Source organism: Streptomyces sp. NPDC051563 (genome assembly GCF_044454225.1).
Taxonomy (GTDB): domain Bacteria; phylum Actinomycetota; class Actinomycetes; order Streptomycetales; family Streptomycetaceae; genus Streptomyces.
The window spans coordinates 100,762-117,485 of the sequence record NZ_JBITDL010000008.1 but is presented as its reverse complement, the minus strand read 5'-3'; the positions used below and the strand labels follow the sequence as shown (position 1 = coordinate 117,485).

Below are 16,724 nucleotides of genomic sequence, written 5' to 3'. Positions count from 1 at the left end.
GTCAGTGCGCGGAAGCTCCGAACTCCGCGTGCTGCGGGTGGAAGCCGTACACCGCCTCGTCTTCCGACGGCGGAGCCGGGAAGGCGATCTGGCGGGCCTCGGCCCGTGCCAGCACCAAAAGGGTTTCGAACTCTTCGTCGGTCATGGGGTCCACCTCGCAGAACTCTCTACGCAGGTGATTCGTAGCAGGACCGCCGCAGGATTGGCCCGCCGGAATGACCGCGGGCCGGACCCCTTGAAGAGGGGTCCGACCCGTGACTGCCACGGCACCACCGGGGTGTTACTTGGGCATGAGGACGGTGTCGACGATGTAGACGTTGGCGTTGGCGGTCTTGACGTTGCCGCAGACCACGTTGGAGGTGTCGTTGACCTTGTAGGTCTCGCCCGAGCCGCTGGTGGTGAGCTTGGTCTTCTCCAGGGTGTCGAAGGAGCCCGACTCCAGCTGCTTGGGGGTCAGGGACTGCCCGACGACGTGGTAGGTGAGGATCTTGGTCAGGGTGGCCTTGTCGGCGAGGACCTTGTCGAGGTCGGCCTTCGGGATCTTGGCGAAGGCGTCGTTGGTCGGCGCGAACACCGTGATGCCCTGGGCGTTGTTGAGGGTGTCGACCAGACCGGCCTTCTTGACCGCCGTCACCAGGGTGGACAGCGCCGGGTTGTTGGAGGCGGCGGTCGCGACCGGGTCCTTGGCCATCCCGTCGAAGGAACCGGCGCCGTCGGCGGGAACACCGGCACAGGCCGGGCCGAACGGCTTGTCCATGGCCGCCGACGCGTCCGGCGTCGCGGCCTGCGAGGCCGCGGGAGCCTCGCTGCTCTTGTCCGCGGAGGACCCGGACGCCGAGTCACTGCCCGAGTCGGAGCAGGCGGACAGCGCGAAGGGCAGGACGGCCGCAGCGGCCACGGCGAGAGCGGTACGACGGAAACGCAGCGTGCTGGACATGAGGTAACTCCTAAAGAATTTCGAAGGGTTGAACAGGGAGAAAGATCTGGGCAGCCGACTTCTCGGCCGGTCCGGACGGGTGCCGGTCCCGGTACGGGCGCGGGTCAACCCGCGGTGGCGAAGCGGCTGTGCCGGTCCCTGGCACCGCCGGGGATGGTCCGGGTGCGTTCCTCGCGCCGGATTTCACGGTGCTGCGCCCGGGCGACGCCGGCGATCGTGACGGTCGCCGGGCGAAGCTCGAAAGCCAGCGGCTCACCGTTCATGGCCACGGCGGGCATCGCGTCGCGTCCATCCATGAGGTCCTCGACGGGCGAGCCCAGCGGCAGGTCGTCCAGGCGTACGCCGAGCCGGCGGGCGTGGCCGATGTACGGGCCGCCGACCGGCGGCGAGGATGCAAGACGTGCGAAAGGTGCCCACACCCTCCATTCGGCGTCAGCCGTCCGGCGGATTGGTCCATCCTCGAATCGGCGTTTCTCCCGGTCGGAGCGGGCACTGAGGGCACTGCGGGTGACGGTGCCGACGGCGGCAGGTTTCGCCCGATCGGGTGAGGACCGGGGGCCGGCGTGGTCCGCGGTTCCGGAGCTGTTCACCACGGCGGCACGGCGTGGGGCCGGAGCACCGCAGCCGTCCTCGGCCGGGCGGTCTTCCTCGGCAACGGCCTGCCTGCCCCTCCCCCCGGGCGCGGTCGCCCTCCCCGTACGACGGGTGGTGACGGCCCGGGCGCTGCCCCCGGGTCAGCTCAGGGTCAGGGCACGAGGAGGTCGGGTACGACCTTGCGCAGCCGATCGGCGCTGATCGCGCCCGCACGCTTGAGCACCGGTACCGGGCCCGTGAGGTCCACGATGGAGGAGGCGACGGCGGCTTCGGTGGGCCCGCCGTCGAGGTAGACGGCGACCGAGTCGCCGAGCATGCCCTGGGCGGCATCGCAGTCCTGCGGGGAGGGGTGCCCGGTCAGGTTGGCGCTGGAGACCGCCATCGGACCGGTCGCGGTGAGCAGCTCGAGGGCCACCGGATCGGACGGCATCCGCACCGCGACGGTGCCGTGGGTCTCCCCGAGGTCCCAGGTCAGCGACGGCTGGTGGCGGGCCACCAGGGTCAGTCCGCCCGGCCAGAACGCCTCCACCAGGGCCCAGCCCTGCTCGGAGAAGTCGGTGACCAGCTGGTGGAGGGCGTCCGCGGAGGCGACCAGCACCGGTGACGGCATGGCCCGGCCCCGGCCCTTGGCCTCCAGCAGCCGTTCCACCGCATCGCGGTCGAAGGCGTCCGCGCCGATCCCGTAGACGGTGTCCGTCGGCAGCACCACCAACTCGCCCCGGCCCACCGCCAGAGCGGCCGCGTGCAACCCGTCGGCCCGGCCCGACGCCATCGAACAGTCGTAACGAACGGCCATGGCCGCCCTCCCTCCCAGCGGGCCCTCGGCCCGCACGTCCTGACTCACCCCGGCAGGCTACCGGCACTCCCGCCCTGCCCAGGACCTGCCCAGGACCCGCCCAGAACCCGGCCGAGAGCGCGCCGTGGCCGGTTCGGCGGCACGGCTCGCGTAGCGTTCCGAGTTCAGCACCCTGCCGGCGAGAGAGGACATCCGCGATGTCGATGACAGACGGCCCGAGTCCGGACGTGGTCGTCGTGGGGGCGGGCGCAGCCGGGCTGGCCTGTGCGACCGACCTCGTCGCCGCGGGTCTGCGGGTCCGCGTGCTCGAAGCCTCGGACGCCGTGGGCGGACGGATGCGCACGGACCTGATCCAAGGATTCACGCTCGACCGTGGGTTCCAGATCCTCAACACCGCCTATCCCCAGGTCAAGCGCCGCCTCGACCTGCCTTCCCTGCGGCTGCGGGCGTTCACTCCCGGCGTCCTGGTGCACACCCCCGAAGGGCGGCGGCGGTTCACCGACCCCACCCGCCGCCTCCGGGACAGCGGTGACCTCCTCCCGGGCCGGCTCGCCTCGGCCCGGGACCTCGCGGCTCTCTCGGTGCTGTCCGCACGCGACGTGCTGACGCCCCCGGCGCGGCTGCGGGCCCGTACCGATGCCACCACGCTCGCCGCGCTGTCCGCCGCCGGTTTCTCGCCCCGCTTCGTGGAGACGTTCTTCAGGCCGTTCCTGTCCGGCGTCTTCCTCGAGGACCGGCTCGAGACCTCGGCGAGGTTCTTCCACCTCGTCTGGCGGACGTTCCTGCGCGGCACGGTGTGCCTTCCGGCCGGCGGCATCGGCGCCGTACCGGCCCAGCTGGCATCGCACCTCCCCGAGGGCGTACTGCACACCAACACCCCTGTCGCCGCGCTCACTCCGGACGGCGTGACGTTGACCGGTTCGGGCGAGCTGCCCGCGCGCACGGTGGTCGTCGCCACGGGACACGCTGCCGCCGCCCGGCTGCTTCCGGGACTGCCCGTACCCCGCGGCAGGACGGTCACGACCCTGTACCACGCCGCGGAGCGAACGCCGTTGGCGGAGCCCACGCTGCTCATCGACACCGAGCGCCGTTTCCTCAACACGTGCGTCCTCACCGAGGTTCACTCCGGCTATTCCCGGGACGGCCGCGCCCTGGTGGCGACGTCGGTTCTCGGAACGCCCGGGCCCGCGGAGGAACTGGCCATCCGCGCAGCCCTGTCCGAGGTGTACGCCGCGGACACCGAGACGTGGGAACCGATCCACCGTACGACCGTCCACGACGCGCTCCCGGCCATGCCCGCGCCGCTGCCGCTCTCCCGGACCACCCGCTTCGCACCCCACCGGTACGTCTGCGGCGACCACCGGGCGACCGGGTCGCTCCAAGGCGCCCTCGCCTCCGGCACCCGTGCCGCCCGTGAGGTCCTCGCCGACCTGCGCGGCTGAGGGGCACGCTCCGTCCCGCTCCCCCAGGTCGCCCCCTTGCCCACCTGGGGGGCGGGTGCCCCCTCTCCCGTCCCTCGACGCGCACCCAATCCACGCCACCGTCCGCTGCGAAGTACGGTTGAAGCCGCCGTGCCCGGCGGCGTGTCGAGCGGCGGGAGCGGTAGTGGTAGTGGTGGAACAACGGAGGGCAGGCGTGACCGGCAATCTGAGCCGCCCCACGACCGCCCCTCACGACCGCGCGCCCAGGACCGCCCCCGGTCCCGTCCTGATCCTCCACGGCCCGGGCGCCTGCCACCGCTCCCGCCGGCTCGACGTCCGCCAGATCCTCCCCACGGAAGGGACCACCCGATGAGGCCCGCCGCCGACCGCCTCGCCGATCTCCTCGGCCACTTCCTCACCGGCCCCCTCCCGGTACGGCTGCGTGCCTGGGACGGCAGCGAGGCCGGGCCGGCCGACGCGCCCCTGGTCGTCCTGCGCTCCCCCGACGCCCTGCGCCGTCTGCTGTGGCAGCCCGGCGAACTCGGCCTCGCCGAGGCGTACATCACCGGGGACCTCGACGTCGAGGGCGATCTCGCCCGGGCACTCGGCCAGGCCGGCAGGTCCGTCCGCGAACAAGGGATCCGCAGGCCTGGTCCGGCCGCGCTCGCGGCGGCCACCGCGCTCGCCGCGGGACTGGGCGTCGCGGGCCCGCCTCCCCGGCGCCCGCACGGCCGCGCCCGGCTCGGCGGCCGCCTGCACAGCACCTCCCGGGACCGCGCCGCCATCAGCCACCACTACGACCTGTCCAACGAGTTCTACGCCGTGCTGCTCGACCGGACGATGGCGTACTCCTGCGCCTACTGGACGCGCCCCGCCGATGCCTCGTACGGTCTGGCGGAGGCCCAGACCGACAAGCTGGAGCTGATCTGCGGCAAACTCGGGCTCCGCGAGGGCGACCGGCTCCTGGACGTCGGCTGCGGCTGGGGCTCGCTCACCGTCCATGCCGCCCGCGAGCACAAGGTGAGGGTCACGGCCGTCACCCTGTCCGCCGCCCAGCGGGACTTCGTCACCGCACGAGCCGTCGCCGAGGGCGTGGCCGATCTGGTCGAGGTCCAGCTCCGGCACTGGCGCCACATCGACGGCGGGGGCTACGACGCGGCCGCCGCCGTGGAGATGGGCGAGCACGTCGGCGACGCGGAGTACCCGCTGTTCGCCTCGATGCTGCACGGGGCGCTGCGCCCCGAAGGCCGCCTCCTCATCCAGCAGATGTCCCGCGGGGCGCATGCGCCCGGCGGCGGTGCCTTCATCGAGACGTACATCGCTCCGGACATGCACATGCGCCCCCTGGGCCGGACCGCGGACCTGCTGGAATCGGCCGGACTGGAGGTCCGCTCGGTCGAATCCCTCCGCGAGCACTACGCGACCACCGTCGACGCCTGGCGCGCCACCATCGAGGAACGGTGGGGCGACATCGAGGCCCTCGTCGGGGAGACCACCGGCCGGGTGTGGCGCCTGTACCTGGCCGGGGCATCCCTCGCCTTCTCCGAACGCCGCATGGGGGTCGACCAGTTTCTCGCCGTCCGGCCCACCCGGGAGGGGACCTCGGGCATGCCCGCCACCCCTCCGGGAGCCGGGTACGCCCGCGACGGCCGGCCGTGAACCTCGTGGGCCACACGCCGCCGGACACCACGGCGGCCCTGATCCCGGTCTTCCGTCACCGCCTGCCGCAGGAAGCCACGGCGGCGGTCCTCCTCCTGCACGGGGGCCGCGCGGACGCCCTTGGGCCGCCACCGCCCCTCAACCTGCCCGGACTGCGGATGCGGCCCTTCGGCGCGGCACTGCTGCGCGACACGTTCCACGACGAGGTCCTCGTCGCCCACGTCCGCTACCGGTACCGCGGATGGAACGGGCCGAACGCGCACCCGGTCGCCGACGTTCGGCGGGCACTGGCCGAACTGCGTGCGCTCACCGGTCCCGTTCCCGTCGTCCTCGTCGGGCACTCCATGGGGGGCCGCGCGGCGCTGCGCGCGGCGGCGGACCCCCAGGTCAGGGGAGTGATCGCGCTGGCGCCGTGGTGCCCGCCCGGCGAGCCCGCCGCCCAGCTGCACGGCCGCACCGTCATCGCCCTGCACGACGAGGCCGACCGGGTCACCAGTGCGGCCGGTACGTGGTCCCACCTGACGCGGGCCCAGTCCGCCGGAGCCCGGGTCCTGGGCATCGCCATGCCCCGTGGCGGCCATTCGATGATCCGCGACGCCCGCCGCTGGCACCGCATCACCGCCGAAGCCGCCCGCGCGGTCCTCGCGGACTCCGCGCTCGCGTCGGCGGGTCGCTGGACCGGAAGCCCCCGCCCGGCCCGGGACCTCCCGGCCGCACCGCCCTGGTGAAGCCCGCGGGCGAGCGGGCGGCCCCGGGAACGGAGTTCGCCCGCCGCCTCCGCGCAGGTGCTACCAGGACGACTTGGTGACCCCGGGGAGCAGGCCCGCATGGGCCTGCTCCCTCAGCCGTACCCGGGACAGGCCGAACTTCCGGAGGTACCCGCGGGGGCGCCCGTCGACGGCGTCCCTGTTGCGGACCCTGGTCGCGCTGGCGTTGCGCGGATGTGTGCGCAGCTCGGCTGCGGCCGCTTCCCGGTCGGGCTCCGTCGAGGAGGGCCGCCGGATGATCTCCTTCAGCTCGGCCCGCCGGGCCGCGTACCGATGGACGACGGCCTTGCGCTGCTCGTTCCGCGCGATCTTGCTCTTCTTGGCCATCAGACCTTCACCCCCCGGGCGCGGATCCGTGCCACCGCGGCCTCGACGCCGATCGCGTCCACGGTCTTGATCGCCTTCGCGCTCAGCCTGAGGCGGACATGGCGTGCCTCGCCGGGTAGCCAGTAGCGCTTGGTCTGGATGTTGGGGTCGAAGCGGCGGGAGGTGCGCCGGTGCGAGTGGGAGATGGCGTTGCCGAAGCCCGGCCGGGAGCCGGTCAGTTGGCAGTGTGCGGACACGGGGGTGCCTTCCTCTCGATCACGAGGGACCGTATTGAAAATGAGAATCGTTCCCATATACTAGCGCCATGGCACGCAACGAAGTACGCCCGATCGTCAAGCTCCGCTCCACCGCGGGGACCGGCTACACCTACGTCACCCGCAAGAACCGGCGGAACGATCCCGACCGGATGGTGCTGCGCAAGTTCGACCCGGTGCTGCGCCGGCACGTCGACTTCCGCGAGGAGCGCTGACCCCCACGGCCACGCGCACGACCACCACGCCCACCACCACTGTCTGAAGGACATCGCCGTGAAGCCCGGAATCCACCCCGCCTACGGCCCCGTCGTCTTCCGCGACAAGGCCGCCGACTTCGCCTTCCTCACCCGCTCGACCGCCACCAGCGACAAGACGGTCGAGTGGGAGGACGGCCACACCTACCCCGTCATCGACGTCGAGATCTCCTCGCAGAGCCACCCCTTCTACACCGGCACCGCTCGCGTCCTGGACACCGCGGGCCGCGTCGAGCGCTTCCAGCGCCGCTACGGGAGCGCCGAGTGAGCCTGCCCGTCGTCATCGTCGGCGGGCTCCACGCCGACGCCCGCAAGGAGGTCGTCGAACGGCTGCTCCGCTCCGTCCCCGGCAGCGTCGCGCTCCATCACGACCTGGCCACGGCGCCCTCGGGCACCGTGATGCGCCTGGTGCGCGACGCCTCGGGCGAGCTGTCCCGCGGCGAGGCGCCCCTGGTCAACGACTGCGCCTGCTGTGCGCTCCGCGAGGACCTGGTCCCGGAGCTGGAGCGGCTGGCCGGCAGCGGACCGACCCGGCTCGCCGTCGTCGAACTGTGGGACTCCGTAGAGCCGAGGGCGATGGCCGAGGTCGTCGTCCGGCACGGTGGCGGCGTACTCGACCTCACGGGTGTGATCACCGCGGTGGACCCCGCGCTCGTTCTCTCCTGCCTGGTCAACGGCGACGACCTGGCCGACGTGGGCCTGGCCGCGGCCGCCTCGGACCGGCGGACGGTCGGGGACACCTGGGCACGCCAGCTGGAGTACGCCCCCGTACTGGCCCTCGTCGACAGCGAGGACGCCACCGACGAGGACCACGCCCTCCTGGCCCAGCTCCATCCGACCGCCCGCCGGGTGCCGGCCCGGTCCGCCGAGCTGGCCCGGCTGGCCTTCGCCGGCTTCGACGTGGAAACGGCGGCCGCCGCCCAGCACCCGGCGTGTGCCCTGCTCCCGCAGGATGCGCAGGAGGCGGGAGTCGGCACCTTCGTCTGGCACAGCCGCCGGCCGTTCCACCCCGGACGGCTCTACGAGGCCCTGGAAGACCTCTGCTGCGCGGCTGCCCGGAGCCGTGGCCGCTTCTGGCTCGCCGACCGCCCCGACACGCTGCTCTCCTGGGAGGCCGCGGGCGGCGCCCTGTGCGTGGAGAACGCCGGCCCCTGGCTCGCCTCCCTGCCGGACGCCGCCTGGGAGCTGGTGCCACCGATGCGCAGGGCGGCCGCCTCGCTCGACTGGCATCCCGAGCACGGCGACTGCTGCCAGCACCTCGTCTTCACCTCCCCCGGGCTCGACCGCGACAACCTCGCCCGCCTCCTGGAGTCCTGTCTGCTGACGGAGGCCGAGTACGGCTCGGGGCCCGAAGCATGGCGGAGGCTGCCGGCCGCCTTCGATTCCCTCCTCGACCCCGCCTCCTGACCGGCCGCGCGCCGCCCGGTCGTGCTCGGGGCGTTCACCCCTCCGCCGGAAGGCCCGTCGTGCGCAGTCGGGCCGCCTCCCGTGCCGAAGCCGCGCGGGGTGCCTGGGACGCCAATGCCGACAGCAGCCCTTCCCAGGCGTCGGGGAGTCCCGCGTCCACGGCCGAGCGGTAGGCGGCGCAGGCCTCCTGGGACCTTCCCTGTTCCAGGTAGAGGGCGCCGAGCGCGGAGTACGCCTCCGTGTCACCGGCCTTGCAGCCACGGAGGTAGGAGCGCTCGGCCGCGGCCGGGTCGCCCAGTTCCTCGCGCACGCGGCCCAGCAGGGTCCAGGCGTCGGAGGCACCGAGGGCCGCGGCCCGCAGCACCGCTCGCCGGGACTCCTCCCGGTTCCCCGCCCGCTCCCGCATCCTGGACAGCGCGGCCCAGGCGGCGGGTGCTCCCCGGTCGGCGGCCAGCTCCGCGGCCAGCTCCGCTCCCGCCGCATTCCCGGCGCGTTCCCGGTGCCGCGCCAGCGTGATCCAGGCCTCCGCGTCACCGGCGCGGGCCGCCTCCGCCGCCGCGCGGGCGGCCCCATCGGCCTGGCCCCGCTCCGAGCGGGCCTCGGCCAGTGCGGTCCAGGCCTCCGGATCGCCGGTACGGGCCGCCTGAGCGGCGGCCTCCTCCGCGGCCGTGCCGTCGCCCTCCGCATCGGCGAGCAGGGCCAGTTCCCGCCAGGCCGCGCCGACGCCCAGGGCGACCGCCTCGCGATGAGCGGCGGCCGCTCCCCCCGTGTCGCCCGCCCCCTGGCGGAGTCGGGCCAGCTGCGACCAGCCTTCGGGGTTTCCCGCGTCCGCACCGCCGGTGGCCGCCTCCACGGCTGCCCTGGGGTCGCCGAGCAACCAGTGCAGCCGTACCAGGTGCGGCCAGGCCTCGGTGACGCCCGCGTCGGCCGCCCGGGCGGCGTGCCCCACCGCGCCGGCGAGGTCGCCGGCCCGTTCGGAGACCTGCGCGAGGCCGATGTGCCCCCACCCGTCTCCGGCCGTCACCGCCTGCTCGAACGCAGCGGCCGCCGACGGGCCGTCGGCCGCGCGCATCCGGCCGAGCGTCCGCCAGGCCAGCGTCTGACCCGCCGCGGCCGCGCGGGCGGCGACGGCGTCCGCGGCGGCCGGGTCCCCCTCCGGCACCTCGGATCTTATCGGCCCGGCTCGCGCTACACAGGGGTCAGTGCCACCCGGGCCGCATCGAGAAACGCCTCTTGTGCCACGGGGTGCTGGAGTCCGGGGGCGGTGGCGGCGAGGGAGCTGCGCAGGGTCTCCGCCGCCGTCGTCACGGGGTCCGGCCCTTCCAGACGTACGACATTGAGCGCCTCGCCCACCGCGCCCATCGCCGAGTCGTACTCCCGGCGCCCCGGGGACTCGTCCGCCGTTCCGATGGCGTTCTGCCAGGCCGCCAGCGCCAGTTGGGCGCTGTCGGTGCGGCCGAGGAACGTGACGTACGCGGCCCGCCGCACGGCCCGCTGGTTGGCCAGCGTCTGTTCGGTGAGCGTGCGGCGGGCCACGTCGAGCTGGGCGGTGGCCTGGAGATGGCCCGCGTCCCAGGCGGCGGCCGCCTGTTGCCGACCGGCCTCCCAGGCGGCGGAAGCCTGCCGCTCCCCCGCAGCCCAGGCGGCCGTCGCCTGGCGCTTGGCGGCGGCGAGGGTGAACACGCCCGTCAGTGCTCCGCCGCCTATCGCGGCCCCCGCGGCGACGAGCGCCGTCAGTACGGCATCGTCCACGTCAGCCGCCCAGCGCTGCCAGGACCACGGACCTGGCCTCCTCCTGGACCTGGCTCAGATGATCCTGCCCGAGGAAGGACTCCCCGTAGATCTTGTAGACGTCCTCGGTGCCCGAAGGCCGCGCCGCGAACCAGGCGTTGGCGGTGGAGACCTTGATGCCGCCGAGGGCGGCGCCGTTGCCGGGCGCCGCGGTGAGGACCGAGGTGACCGGTTCTCCGGCGAGGGTGTCGGCGGTGATCTGGTGCGGGGACAGCTTGGCCAGCAGCGCCTTCTCCTCCCGTGAGGCCGGGGCGTCGACACGCGCGTAGGCCGGGGCGCCGAAGCGGTCGGTGAGCCCGGCATAGTGCTGCGACGGGGTCTTGCCCGTCACCGCCGTGATCTCCGAGGCGAGCAGGGCCAGGACGATGCCGTCCTTGTCGGTCGTCCACACCGAACCGTCCCGGCGCAGGAAGGACGCCCCCGCCGACTCCTCGCCGCCGAAGCCGAGCGTGCCGTCGGACAGGCCGTCCACGAACCACTTGAATCCGACGGGGACTTCGACCAGCGGCCGGCCCACGTCCTGTGCCACCCGGTCGATCATGCTCGACGACACGAGGGTCTTGCCGATCCCGGCGCCCGCGGGCCACCGCTCCCGGTGCGAGAACAGGTACGAAATCGCCACGGCCAGATAGTGGTTGGGGTTCATCAGGCCCGCGTCCGGCGTGACGATGCCGTGCCGGTCGGCGTCGGCGTCGTTGCCGGTGGCGATGTCGTAGCGGTCGCGCTGTCCGATGAGCGAGGCCATGGCGTACGGCGAGGAGCAGTCCATGCGGATCTTGCCGTCCCAGTCGAGCGTCATGAAACGCCAGGTGGGATCGGTCAGCGGGTTGACCACCGTCAGGTCGAGCGCGTGCTGTTCGGCGATGCGGCCCCAGTAGGCGACCGAGGCGCCGCCCAGCGGATCGGCGCCGATCCGCACGCCGGCGGTCCGGATCGCCTCCAGGTCCAGCACGTTGGGCAGGTCGGCGACGTAGGTGCCGAGGAAGTCGTACCGGCCGGTGCCGGGTGCGGTGAGTGCGCGGGCGTACGGAATGCGCCGTACGTCCTTGAGCCCGCCGACGATGATCTCGTTGGCCCGGTCCTGGATCCAGGAGGTCGCCTCGGAGCCGGCCGGGCCGCCGCTCGGCGGGTTGTACTTGAAGCCGCCGTCGGCGGGCGGGTTGTGCGAGGGAGTGACCACCACGCCGTCGGCGAGGCCGGTGGTGCGGTTGCGGTTGTGGGTGAGGATGGCGTGCGACACCGCCGGGGTGGGCGTGTAGCCGTCGGCCTGGTCGATGAGGACGGTCACATCGTTGGCCGCGAACACCTCCAGCGCCGTGACGCGGGCGGGCTCGGACAGGGCGTGGGTGTCGGCGCCGAGGAAGAGCGGGCCGTCGGTGCCCTGCGCGGCGCGGTACTCGCAGATGGCCTGGCTGGTGGCGGCGATGTGCTCCTCGTTGAAGGCCGCCGCAAGGGAGGAACCGCGGTGTCCCGAGGTGCCGAACGCGACCCGTTGCCCCGGCTCGGCCGGGTCGGGGTGCAGTGCGTAGTACGCCGTGACCAGGCGGGCCACATCAATGAGGTCCTCGGGCCCGGCAACCTGCCCCGCTCGCACATCTTGCATCTACCCGCTCCTCCGCACGGCCGACCGTTGTGTCCGGCACCCATTCTGCCCGGCCCGGCCCGCCGGGGCGCGCACATGGCCGTCGTCGCGCCCCGCGCCGACGGGAACGGCGGCCCCGCAGGCCGGGCGGTGTGAGCCCGGACGTTCCGTCAGCGGGGAGCGGACCGCACCTTCCTCACGGGTCGTGACCGAGGGAATTCGAAAGGTAGCAATTAGGTGAATCCTTGACTGAATTCACGTCAATAAGCATCCACTTATTATCTCGATTTGATAACTACCGCCCCCGATAAGGCCTGGACCAATACCGCATGACGCGCGTAACTTCCCTTATTTCATTAGTCTTTGAGGGTTCATCAGATCTGACGGACAGGTAACGGAACGATTTCTCGAACCGCGCTCCTCTTTGTCCGAATTCTCCGCCGCATTCGTCTGGCAGGCTTCCGCGCACCCACTCATCCGACCTTTACTTGAGGTGCTCATGACAGTACGACGCAGACGGCCCGAACACCGCCGCAAGCCGAGGCGGTTGCTGATCCTCACCGCCGCCATGGCCTCGGCCGCGGTGATCGCCGCCGGCATCTCCTACTCCGGACTGGGCGACGACGCCCAGGCCGTGTCCGTGCAGGCCGGCACGGAGGCCACCGCACCGGCCGCCGCGCCCGCCCGGGACCAGGAGCCCCAACCCCTCGCAGCCGCACCCGCCAACGAGAACGCGCGCGGCATGGTCTACGACGGGCTCGCCCCCGCCCCGAAGGGCGACCGGTGCGCCGGCGTCTACCGGACCGGCGCCGGACTCTGCACCCACGGCCCGGACGCCCCGCCCAAGGGCGTCGACATAGCGAAGGACACGGCGCCCGCGGTCAAGGCCTCGGCGCCGGCGGCCGACCCGGCCCGACCGGCCTCCGACGACCCGGCGGCGAGCGAAGGCGGCGGGCGTCCTCAGGACGCGCCTGCGGCCGACGCCGACCGCGCGGCCGGCACATCCGCCGCGCCCGCCCCCTCCGCCGCCGGCCAGTCCGTCGCTGCCGTCGCCGCCGGCCCCGCGGGCCAGACCGTCCCGTGCGACGGCGACGGCAGCACGGGCAACCGCGTCCAGGTCGTGTACGTGCACGGCCCCGGCCGTGACCGCTACTCCGCTTACGTGGCCTCGTTCCGCAAGTGGGCGGCCGACGCCGACCTCATCTACTCCGCCAGCGCCCAGGAGACCGGAGGCATCCGGCACATCCGCTACGTCACGGCGGCCGACTGCACCCCGACCGTGCTCAACATCGAGCTCCCGGACTCCGCCCTCGCCGAGTTCAGCGCGACCAACGCCGCCCTCGCCGGCAAGGGCCTCGACCGCCGCGACCGCAAGTACATGATCTTCGCGGACAGCCAGGTCTACTGCGGCATAGGCACCTTCAACGGCGACGAGCGGCCCGGCCAGGCCAACCTGAGCAACTTCGGCCCCTCCTACGGCCGTACGGACTCCGGCTGCTGGGGCGGCCACACCGCGGCGCACGAACTCGGCCACAACCTGGGCGCGGTCAACAACAGCGCCCCGAACACCAGCCGCGGCGCGCACTGCACCGACGAGTTCGACGTCATGTGCTACTCGGACACCCCGTACTACCCGCAGATGCGCAACGTCTGCACCAACCAGGCCTCCGAGAACATCCTGGACTGCAACCACGACGACTACTTCCACACCAGCCCCAAGGCCGGCAGCTACCTTGCCACGCACTGGAACATCGCCGACAACCAGTTCCTGATGAAGAACAAGGGCGGCGGCACCGACCCCGGCCCGAATCCGAGCCCCTCGCCGACCAAGAAGCCGACGCCCGGCCCGACCAAGAAGCCCACGGGCGGACCGGCCGTGGCCGTCGGTCAGATCCAGTCGGACTCCGCCGTCGTGAGCTGGCCCAAGGTCGAGGGAGCAGCCTGGTACCAGGTCCTGCTGAACGGAAAGCACCTGGGCTGGGTCCAGTCCCCGGTGCTGCGCGTCTACAACCTCCGGCCCGACACCTCCTACACCGTCGCCGTCTCCGTCCGCGACGGCGCCGGCCGGGACAGCGGGGCGGGCAAGGCCGCGTCCTTCCGTACGAAGGGCACCGGCGGCGGAGCGACCACCCCCGGGACCCGGTACCTGCTCGGGAACGGCAGCACGGGCATGGCCGCCGAGGTGTGGGGCGGGCGCAGCGCCGACGGCACCGTGCTCGTCGGGGCGCGCTCCAACGGGTACGCGCAGCAGCAGTGGTACTTCGACGACGCGGGCGGCGGACTGGTCCGCATCCGCTCGGCGGTCTCCGGCAAGTGCCTGCAGCCGGGCGGCACTCCCGCCGCGGGCATGTGGGTCGCGCAGCAGCCCTGCGGCCGCGCCGGTGCGCAGAGCTGGAAGCTGACCGCCCGCGGTGGCGGGGTGAGCGTCACCGATCCGAGCGGCGGCTTCGCGCTGACCGTGAGCAGCCGTCCCTACTACGGGAACTGGCTGCTCGACCTCCAGCGCGCGGACGGCCGGGCCCCCCAGGTCTGGACCGTGCAGAAGGCCGGCTGACCCCGACGGCCCACTGAAGTCCCTCCGGCGGACGGCCGTGTCGCGCGGCCGTCCGCCGGCCCCTCACCCCACTCGGAGCACGCCACGATGCGCATACGAATCGCTTTCCAGGCCGTCCTAACCGCCGTCGGCCTGATCCTGCTGTCCCCGGCCGTGGCGCACGCCCACGGCGACACCGTGAAGGTGGTGGTCACCGGGCAGCGGGAGGGCCACGTCACCGTGGACCTCACCTGGGAGAACGACGGCGACGCCGTCGAGGAGGCGGTCGCCGCCACCGTGAACGCGGTCGGCGCCGACGGTTCCCGCACGCTGGGGCCCTGGCTCCTGGTGCGCGATCCCGCCGCGGCCCCGGCCGGCTGGACCACGGCCGAGTCCCTGCCGCCCGGCGCCTGGAAGGTCAGCGTGGACGTGGGCTTCCCCGCCCTCGGGCACGGCGCACTCGAAGTCGGCGTACCGGTGGTGGACCCGGCCCCGCCCACGGGCACCCCCGGCCCCCGCCCCGCAGCCCCGACCGGGACGCAGGCACAGCCCCCGACGCCGATGCCGACCCCGACTCCGGCTCCCGCCACGGCTTCCGAGGCCCCGGCGGAACCCGGCCCGGGTGCCGCCGTCTGGTGGACCACGGCGGGAGTGGCGGCAACGGCACTGGCCGGGGCGGCCGTCGGCATCCTCCTGCGCCGCAGACGGGCGCGCGGATAGACCGACTCATCTAGGGAAGCCGCGAAGCCGCCGGCGGCCCGGCCGGAGTCAGGGGGGATCCCCGGCTAAGTGCTGCGACCGGAAAGGTTCACCAGGTCACGAGGGTGAAGGGGACCTCCGCCGTCAGCGCAGCTCGGTGGCAGCCGCGCGCAGTTCGTCGAGTGCCGCGCGCGTGTACGTCGCAAGGTCGCCGGGGTCTTGGTCCGGGTCGGGGCCGGGGGCGGTCCAGCGGGCGAAGCCGGCCTTGAAGGCGAGGACTCCGAGTTCGGCGGCCACCTGCGCGGTCGGTCCGCCGACGCCCCGCGCGTTCAGTGCCTCGGCCATCACCGCGGCCAGGCCGACGCTCTTGAGCGCGTCGCGTTCCCGCAGCTCTTCGTTGGCCTCGATCGCGGCGTGCAGGAGCGGTCCGACCTCCCGGTTGAAGGAGGTCATCTCCCCCGCGGCCCGCTCCAGGCCCGCCGCCACCGCGGCCATCGGCGTCACGTCCGCCGGGGCGGATGCGATGCCCTCGGCCAGGAGGCGGCTGAGGACGTCCTGGCCCGCGGTGAGGATCTCCCGCTTGTCGCCGAAGTGACGGAAGAACGTGCTGCGGGTGAGCTCCGCGCGCTCGGCGATCTGCGCCACCGTCGTGGCGTCGAAGCCCTGCTCGGCGAACAGGCTCAGCGCCGCCATGACCAGGCGCTGGCGGGCATTGGGTTTCCATCTCGGCATACGGCGAGTCTAGGCGATGCGACACCTGTCGCATCGGGCGTACAGTGATGGGACACCTGTCGCATCACTGGCTGGAGTCCTCATGCATGTCTTCATCACCGGCGGAACGGGCCTGATCGGCTCCGCCGTCGTCGCCGAACTGCTCTCCCACGGCCACACCGTCACAGCCCTCGCCCGCAACGAAGCCTCGAGCGCAAAGGCCGAAGCCGCCGGAGCCCAAGTGCTCCGCGGCCAGATCACCGACCTTGACGTACTGCGCGCGGGTGCGGAGCAAGCGGACGGCGTCATCCACCTCGCTTTCAGCAACGACTTCAGCTCCCGGGAAGCCATCACCCGCGCCGTCACCGAGGAGGCTGCGGCGCTCACGACGCTCGGCGACGCCCTCATCGGCACGGACAAGCCGCTGGTGGTCGTGTCGGGAACCCCGAACACGCCCGGCCGCGCCTCGACCGAGAACGACCCGTTGCCGACCGACGGGCCCACCGCCGGACGCAGCCGGTCGGCGGCCCGCGTGCTCGGCCTCGCGGCGCAGGGCGTGCGCAGCTCGGCCGTGCGCCTGCCGCGTACCGTCCACCACCAGGGCACGGGCGGTTTCGCCGGAATCCTCACCGAGGCCGCCCGCCGCACCGGCGTCGCGGGCTACCCCGGCGACGGCAGCCAGCGCTGGCCGGCCGTGCACGCCCTCGACGCCGCCGTCCTGTTCCGCCTCGCACTGGAGAAGGCCCCGGCCGGAACCTCCTGGCACGCCGTCGCCGACGAGGGCGACGCCGTGGCCGACATCGCCGCCGTCATCGGCCGACGCCTCGGCCTGCCGGTCACGTCGCTGCCCGAGGAAGCCTTCGGGCCCCTCGGCCCGGTCTTCGCCACCGACCAGCCCTCGTCCGGCGCCCGGACCCGCACGGCACTCGGCTGGGAACCGACCCGCCCGAGCCTGCTCCAGGACCTGGAGAACATCCAGGCCTAGAGCAGGA

General features: G+C 73.3%; 20 protein-coding genes. 10 read left to right on the top strand and 10 right to left on the bottom strand.

The window, feature by feature from the left end:
* Nucleotide 1: 1 nt before the first annotated feature.
* The 4 genes from ACIA8F_RS12040 to ACIA8F_RS12025 form a co-directional block, all read right to left on the bottom strand.
* Nucleotides 2-145, bottom strand: coding sequence for a hypothetical protein (locus ACIA8F_RS12040; RefSeq protein WP_399378178.1), 144 nt, complete (start codon nt 143-145; stop codon nt 2-4).
* A 135-nt stretch (nt 146-280) separates the two neighbouring features.
* A complete protein-coding gene (locus ACIA8F_RS12035; protein ID WP_399378177.1) occupies nt 281-937 on the bottom strand; it encodes a fasciclin domain-containing protein in 657 nt (218 codons plus the stop codon).
* Nucleotides 938-1,041: 104 nt separating this feature from the next.
* Nucleotides 1,042-1,356: a hypothetical protein gene (locus ACIA8F_RS12030; RefSeq protein ID WP_399378176.1), complete on the bottom strand. Its 315-nt coding sequence runs from the start codon at nt 1,354-1,356 to the stop codon at nt 1,042-1,044.
* A gap of 326 nt (nt 1,357-1,682) precedes the next feature.
* On the bottom strand, nt 1,683-2,327 hold the full coding sequence (locus tag ACIA8F_RS12025; RefSeq protein WP_399378175.1) for an L-threonylcarbamoyladenylate synthase: 645 nt from the start codon (nt 2,325-2,327) through the stop codon (nt 1,683-1,685).
* A 197-nt stretch (nt 2,328-2,524) separates the two neighbouring features.
* Here ACIA8F_RS12025 and ACIA8F_RS12020 point away from each other — a divergent pair, with 197 nt between their 5' ends.
* From ACIA8F_RS12020 to ACIA8F_RS12005, 4 genes are all read left to right on the top strand, one after another.
* Nucleotides 2,525-3,769, top strand: a complete 1,245-nt coding sequence (locus ACIA8F_RS12020) for an NAD(P)/FAD-dependent oxidoreductase (RefSeq protein WP_399378174.1) — start codon at nt 2,525-2,527, stop codon at nt 3,767-3,769.
* Nucleotides 3,770-3,962: 193 nt separating this feature from the next.
* Nucleotides 3,963-4,121, top strand: a complete 159-nt coding sequence (locus ACIA8F_RS12015) for a hypothetical protein (protein ID WP_399378173.1) — start codon at nt 3,963-3,965, stop codon at nt 4,119-4,121.
* On the top strand, nt 4,118-5,407 hold the full coding sequence (locus ACIA8F_RS12010; protein ID WP_399378172.1) for a class I SAM-dependent methyltransferase: 1,290 nt from the start codon (nt 4,118-4,120) through the stop codon (nt 5,405-5,407). Before ACIA8F_RS12015 ends, ACIA8F_RS12010 begins: the two co-directional genes overlap by 4 nt.
* A 5-nt stretch (nt 5,408-5,412) precedes the next feature.
* Nucleotides 5,413-6,135: an alpha/beta fold hydrolase gene (locus ACIA8F_RS12005; protein ID WP_399378291.1), complete on the top strand. Its 723-nt coding sequence runs from the start codon at nt 5,413-5,415 to the stop codon at nt 6,133-6,135.
* A gap of 60 nt (nt 6,136-6,195) precedes the next feature.
* Here ACIA8F_RS12005 and rpsN read toward each other — a convergent pair whose 3' ends face one another.
* Complete coding sequence (rpsN, locus tag ACIA8F_RS12000; protein WP_399378171.1) at nt 6,196-6,501, bottom strand: 30S ribosomal protein S14; 306 nt, start codon at nt 6,499-6,501, stop codon at nt 6,196-6,198.
* Nucleotides 6,501-6,737, bottom strand: a complete 237-nt coding sequence (gene rpmB / locus ACIA8F_RS11995; RefSeq protein ID WP_399378170.1) for a 50S ribosomal protein L28 — start codon at nt 6,735-6,737, stop codon at nt 6,501-6,503. The genes rpsN and rpmB overlap by 1 nt, the downstream gene beginning before the upstream one ends.
* Nucleotides 6,738-6,805: 68 nt before the next feature.
* On the opposite strand from rpmB, the gene rpmG reads away from it, so the two are divergent.
* From rpmG to ACIA8F_RS11980, 3 genes are read left to right on the top strand one after another with little or no spacing between them, the layout of a single operon-like run.
* Nucleotides 6,806-6,970 (top strand): 50S ribosomal protein L33, encoded by a 165-nt coding sequence (gene rpmG / locus ACIA8F_RS11990; protein WP_385670584.1) that lies wholly within the window; start codon nt 6,806-6,808, stop codon nt 6,968-6,970.
* Nucleotides 6,971-7,028: 58 nt separating this feature from the next.
* Nucleotides 7,029-7,277, top strand: coding sequence for a type B 50S ribosomal protein L31 (locus ACIA8F_RS11985; RefSeq protein ID WP_399378169.1), 249 nt, complete (start codon nt 7,029-7,031; stop codon nt 7,275-7,277).
* On the top strand, nt 7,274-8,416 hold the full coding sequence (locus tag ACIA8F_RS11980) for a CobW family GTP-binding protein (protein WP_399378168.1): 1,143 nt from the start codon (nt 7,274-7,276) through the stop codon (nt 8,414-8,416). Before ACIA8F_RS11985 ends, ACIA8F_RS11980 begins: the two co-directional genes overlap by 4 nt.
* Before the next feature lie 34 nt (nt 8,417-8,450).
* Here the strand turns inward: ACIA8F_RS11980 and ACIA8F_RS11975 are convergent, their stop codons facing one another.
* From ACIA8F_RS11975 to pgm, 3 genes are read right to left on the bottom strand one after another with little or no spacing between them, the layout of a single operon-like run.
* Nucleotides 8,451-9,578 (bottom strand): hypothetical protein, encoded by a 1,128-nt coding sequence (locus ACIA8F_RS11975; RefSeq protein ID WP_399378167.1) that lies wholly within the window; start codon nt 9,576-9,578, stop codon nt 8,451-8,453.
* Nucleotides 9,579-9,604: 26 nt separating this feature from the next.
* Nucleotides 9,605-10,168 carry a hypothetical protein gene (locus ACIA8F_RS11970; protein WP_399378166.1) on the bottom strand — a complete coding sequence of 188 codons (564 nt, stop codon included), beginning with the start codon at nt 10,166-10,168 and terminating at the stop codon, nt 9,605-9,607.
* Between the two features lies 1 nt (nt 10,169).
* Entirely contained in the window at nt 10,170-11,810 is a 1,641-nt protein-coding gene (gene pgm, locus ACIA8F_RS11965) for a phosphoglucomutase (alpha-D-glucose-1,6-bisphosphate-dependent) (RefSeq protein ID WP_399378165.1), read from the bottom strand.
* 478 nt (nt 11,811-12,288) lie between these two features.
* Between pgm and ACIA8F_RS11960 the strand changes: the two genes are divergently transcribed.
* Entirely contained in the window at nt 12,289-14,343 is a 2,055-nt protein-coding gene (locus tag ACIA8F_RS11960) for an RICIN domain-containing protein (RefSeq protein WP_399378164.1), read from the top strand.
* Nucleotides 14,344-14,430: 87 nt separating this feature from the next.
* Nucleotides 14,431-15,042 carry a hypothetical protein gene (locus tag ACIA8F_RS11955; RefSeq protein WP_399378163.1) on the top strand — a complete coding sequence of 204 codons (612 nt, stop codon included), beginning with the start codon at nt 14,431-14,433 and terminating at the stop codon, nt 15,040-15,042.
* A gap of 123 nt (nt 15,043-15,165) precedes the next feature.
* On the opposite strand, the gene ACIA8F_RS11950 is transcribed toward ACIA8F_RS11955, so the two are convergent.
* Nucleotides 15,166-15,753 carry a TetR/AcrR family transcriptional regulator gene (locus ACIA8F_RS11950; protein ID WP_399378162.1) on the bottom strand — a complete coding sequence of 196 codons (588 nt, stop codon included), beginning with the start codon at nt 15,751-15,753 and terminating at the stop codon, nt 15,166-15,168.
* Nucleotides 15,754-15,835: 82 nt separating this feature from the next.
* On the opposite strand from ACIA8F_RS11950, the gene ACIA8F_RS11945 reads away from it, so the two are divergent.
* Nucleotides 15,836-16,717: an SDR family oxidoreductase gene (locus tag ACIA8F_RS11945; RefSeq protein WP_399378161.1), complete on the top strand. Its 882-nt coding sequence runs from the start codon at nt 15,836-15,838 to the stop codon at nt 16,715-16,717.
* The last annotated feature ends 7 nt before the right edge of the window (nt 16,718-16,724 follow it).